Annotated in this window: 2 protein-coding genes; both read right to left on the bottom strand. The window is 43.8% G+C overall.

From position 1 onward, the window contains the following. Positions 1-98 precede the first annotated feature (98 nt). Positions 99-1,787, bottom strand: a complete 1,689-nt coding sequence (locus I3248_RS12005; RefSeq protein ID WP_269117197.1) for an AMP-binding protein — start codon at positions 1,785-1,787, stop codon at positions 99-101. Positions 1,788-2,005: 218 nt separating this feature from the next. Further along, entirely contained in the window at positions 2,006-3,703 is a 1,698-nt protein-coding gene (locus I3248_RS12000; RefSeq protein ID WP_238063974.1) for an AMP-binding protein, read from the bottom strand. Positions 3,704-4,390: the final 687 nt, after the last annotated feature.

The raw sequence follows: 4,390 nt of genomic DNA, 5'->3' as shown, positions 1-4,390 counted from the left end.
GAACATCCTTGCGGTCGGGCTTGACCGTCTAGCTGTAGGAATCCCCTCGGTTTAGGGAGGGGAGGAAGTCAATGGCTATCAACAATGCTGATTAACGCTTACGCATGATCGGCTAGGTGTTTTTCGCGCAGCTTCTGGCGCAGGACTTTGCCAACATTACTTTTAGGTAGATCATCAACGAACTCAATATGACTTGGGCATTTGTAGCGAGTTAGGTTTTTATAAGCAAAGTCTTTAATCATAGCTTCGCTGACGCTATCATTGTCAGGTATGACGTATATCTTTACCGACTCACCTTGGCTATCATCAGCAACGCCAATAACAGCGCAGTCTGAGATACCTTCACAATCGAGCATAACCGATTCGATCTCATTAGGGAAGACGTTAAACCCTGAGACGAGTATCATATCTTTTTTGCGATCGAGTATAGTGAAGTAGCCTTGCTCATCCATTTTGCCGATGTCACCGGTGCGAAAGTAACCGTCTTCGGTGAACTCCTTACTATTATCTCTATTCAGGTAGCCGGGCGTCACATTAGGGCCTTTCATACAAATCTCACCCGCTTCATTGACCGCAGCCTGCGTACCATCTTCATTGATAACGATCATATCGATGCTAGGTAAAGGAACGCCAATAGAGCCCGTAAATTCAGTATTGGTGAGTACGTTGCAGCTACCTACCGCCACACATTCAGTCATTCCCCAACCTTCGATCATCGGGCAATCTGTTACTTGCAGCCAACGTGAAGCGGTTTGTTCAGTGGCAGCCATACCGCCAGCTTGCGACATATGTAGCGAGCTAAAATCAAGCTTACTAAAGTCAGGATGATCAAGCAGACCTTTAAACAAGGTATTGACCGCTGGTAGTACATGAAAAGGCTGCTTTGAGAGCGTTTTGATAAAGCTTGGAATATCGCGCGGATTAGGAATCAAAATAAAGGCATTGCCAGAGCGTACGCCTACTAAGCTGAGCATAAAGGCAAAAATGTGATAGAGCGGTAAGGCTAAGACCATATTGATTTGTTCGTCGCCAATTTTCGAGACGATAGGTTCCGACCAAGCTTCAGATTGCAAGGCGGCAGCGACAATATTGCGCTGCGTTAAGATAGCGCCTTTAGAGAGCCCAGTGGTGCCGCCAGTGTATTGAAGGAACGCCGTTTGCTCTAAATTAGCCTCGACCTTTTTTAAGGGGCGTTTTTTGCCTTGTTTGAGGACATTAGGAAAGGCAGTTACTTTATGTTTAGCGCTATCAAGGTTGTAATCAGGGATTAGTTTTTTGACATGCTGTAGTAGCGTATTTACTACAATACCTTTAAGGCCCATCATATCGCCTACTTTTGAAACCACAATGGTTTCAACCTTGGTATCATCAACGACTTCTTCAAGCGCTTTTGCAAAGTTATCAACCAAAAATATCGCCTTGGCACCAGAGTCATTGAGCTGATGGCGCAGCTCGCGACCGGTGTATAGTGGGTTGACTGGCGTACAGATATAACCTGCTCGCAAGATGCCAAGCATCGTCGGCAAATATTGCGGCACGTTTGGCATCATCAATGCCACCACGCTACCGGGCGCTAGGCTTTGTGATTGTAGCCATGCGGCGATGGCTTTTGAAGCTTGATTGATATCATCATAGCTGTGTTTAACACCCATACAGATGCTAAAGGGCTGATTAGCGAAGCTATCGAAACTCTCTTCATACAGCTCTATCAAGCTTGAGTATTGGTCGGGGTCAATAGTGGCAGGGACGCTGGCTGGATACTGTGCAAGCCAAGGTTTATTCATCATTATTACTATCCTTAGTGAGTGATAAATGGAGTAGAAGGTGTGGATTGATAACAAAGGTATCGCTATCGCTTATCCATCTTTTCAACAGATAAATCCTTATATCTGATGAGAGGTGAGCATAATGATAAAATTCTATACTATTTTTGGCATTTTACAAAGCAAGAAGCCCTTTATTCATATAAAGGGCTTCTGTAGAGTACCAATCACTAGCAGGTTAGTTATAAAGACGGATTGTCTAATAAATGCTGTTCGCGCAGCTTTTGACGCAGCACTTTACCAACGTTGGACTTAGGAAGCTCATCGACAAACTCAATATAACGAGGGCACTTATAACCAGTCAAATGATCCAAAGCAAACTCTTTGATATCGCTCTTACTGACGTTCTGATTGGCAGGGACGACGTAGAGTTTGACCGCTTCGCCTTGGCGCTCATCAGGAATGCCAATGACAGCGCAATCAATAACGCCTTCACAGTCAAGCATCACCGACTCAATCTCATTCGGGAATACATTAAAGCCTGAGACTAAAATCATATCCTTTTTGCGATCGAGTAGGGTGAAGTAACCCTTTTCATCCATACTAACGATATCACCAGTACGGAAGTAGCCATCTTCAGTGAAATCGCCACTGCTATCGGTGCTAAGATAGCCTGAAGTGACATTTGGGCCCTTAAAGCACATCTCGCCTGCTTGATGGACGCCCAGACGCTCACCATTTTCGTCTATAACGATGACGTCAACGCTTGGCACGGGAACACCAATAGTACCGTTGAACTCGCGATTGGTGATGACGTTTGCGGTACCCGCGGCCACGCCTTCGGTCATACCCCAACCTTCGACCATCGGGCAGCCTGTGACCTCTAACCAGCGCGCTGCGGTCTGTTCTGTCGCTGCCATACCGCCGGCTTGGGTGATACGTAGTGAGCTAAAGTCCAAGTCTTTAAAGTTTGGCTGATCTAATAAGCCCTTAAACAAAGTGTTGACCGCTGGGAAGATATGGAATGGCTGCTTCGATAAGGTCTTAACAAATCCGGGCATATCGCGAGGGTTGGGCACTAGTATAAAGGTGTAGCCTGAACGCATGCCCAATAAGCTGAGCATAAAAGCAAAGATATGATACAGCGGTAGCGCCATGACCATATTGATATAGACTTCATTAATCTCCGAGGTCACCGGCAAATACCAAGCTTCTGACTGAAGCGCGGCGGCGACTACATTACGCTGTGATAATACAGCGCCTTTGGATAAACCAGTAGTACCACCGGTGTACTGTAAGATCGCTTTTTGATCTAAGTTCATGTTGGTTTTATTAAACGGCAGCTCTTTGCCTCTTTTGATAACGTCAGGGAACTTAGTCACTTCATGCTTAGGATCATTGAGCTTATATTTGGGTACTAAGCGTTTAACTTGTCGGATGATGGTATTGACCAGCATTCCTTTTAGACCCATCATGTCGCCCATTTTGGAGAGCACGATACGTTTGATAGCGGTCTCATCGACCACTTGTTCAAGCGCCTGAGCGAAGTTGTCAACGACAAAGATAATTTGAGCACCAGAGTCATTCAATTGATGACGCAGCTCACGACCGGTATAGAGTGGATTGATAGGTGTACAAATATAGCCGGCGCGCAAGATACCTATCATCGTCGGCAGGTACTGCGGTACGTTTGGCATCATAAGCGCTACAATACTGCCTTTAGGTAGGCCCTGCGCTTGTAGCCAAGCGGCGATAGCTAATGAGGTTTTATCAATATCATCATAAGTATGCGTGACACCCATACAGACACTCATCGGATGCATACGAAAACGATCAAAACACTCTTCATAGAGGTCGACTATATTGCCGTATTTATCAGGATTGATTGTCTTAGGTACGTTAGTCGGGTATTGGTCGAGCCAAGGTTTGTTCACTGTCATATTTAGCATCCTTAAATTTGAGATAAGTTAAGGTTCTATAGGCAAGTAGTCACATCCCTGTCAACATCAACAGCTATGGTGGTCATCCTGTCCACGGCTATATGATGTCGAGTGCTATCCTATCTATTAACTGACTGCTAACATATGGTGGCCTTCACACAAGTCTTTCATTGAGGCTCTATAAATACGAACCTAAATGAGAAGCTTTTCAGCGCTGTCGATACAGCACTGTTGCTGCTTAAAGTATTATCGCTATACAAATATACTGATTTAACTGCCATTAAAACTACTGTTGACTAAAATCTTAGAGCACAATAATCTTAATATTTTGCTAAACAGTAACATAGTGAAATAATTTGGAAACACACTACCATAACCTGAGCTTTTTATGATAACGACATACAAAGACTTTAGAGTAATAATATAAAGTTGATAAGTCTCTCATAATGTGGTGTGGTAAGCGGATAAGTGGATAATAATAGACGAGCGGTTATATTGACCCAATATTATATTGCAGCGTTTATATAGTAGTGCTATCAAGCGAACCTATAAAAAAGGCCCTTTATCCAAGTAAAGAGCCCTTATAAATAATGGTGAGCTAACTATTGCTGTAAAGCGTATTTTAAAGAGTAGGGTTGCAAACAGTTAAATAAAATATATACAAACCTACCTATTTATTACTATAAT

It is taken from the genome of Psychrobacter sp. Ps3, from assembly GCF_022129275.1.
Classification (GTDB): Bacteria; Pseudomonadota; Gammaproteobacteria; order Pseudomonadales; family Moraxellaceae; genus Psychrobacter; species Psychrobacter submarinus.
Note: the sequence above shows the minus strand (reverse complement) of the source record. Positions and strands in the feature narration are given on the sequence as shown.

Excerpts from the sequence above, each read along its gene's own strand:
- I3248_RS12000 (WP_238063974.1), bottom strand. The coding sequence starts at position 3,703 with ATGACAGTGAACAAACCTTGGCTCGACCAATACCCGACTAACGTACCT.
- I3248_RS12005 (WP_269117197.1), bottom strand. The coding sequence starts at position 1,787 with ATGATGAATAAACCTTGGCTTGCACAGTATCCAGCCAGCGTCCCTGCC.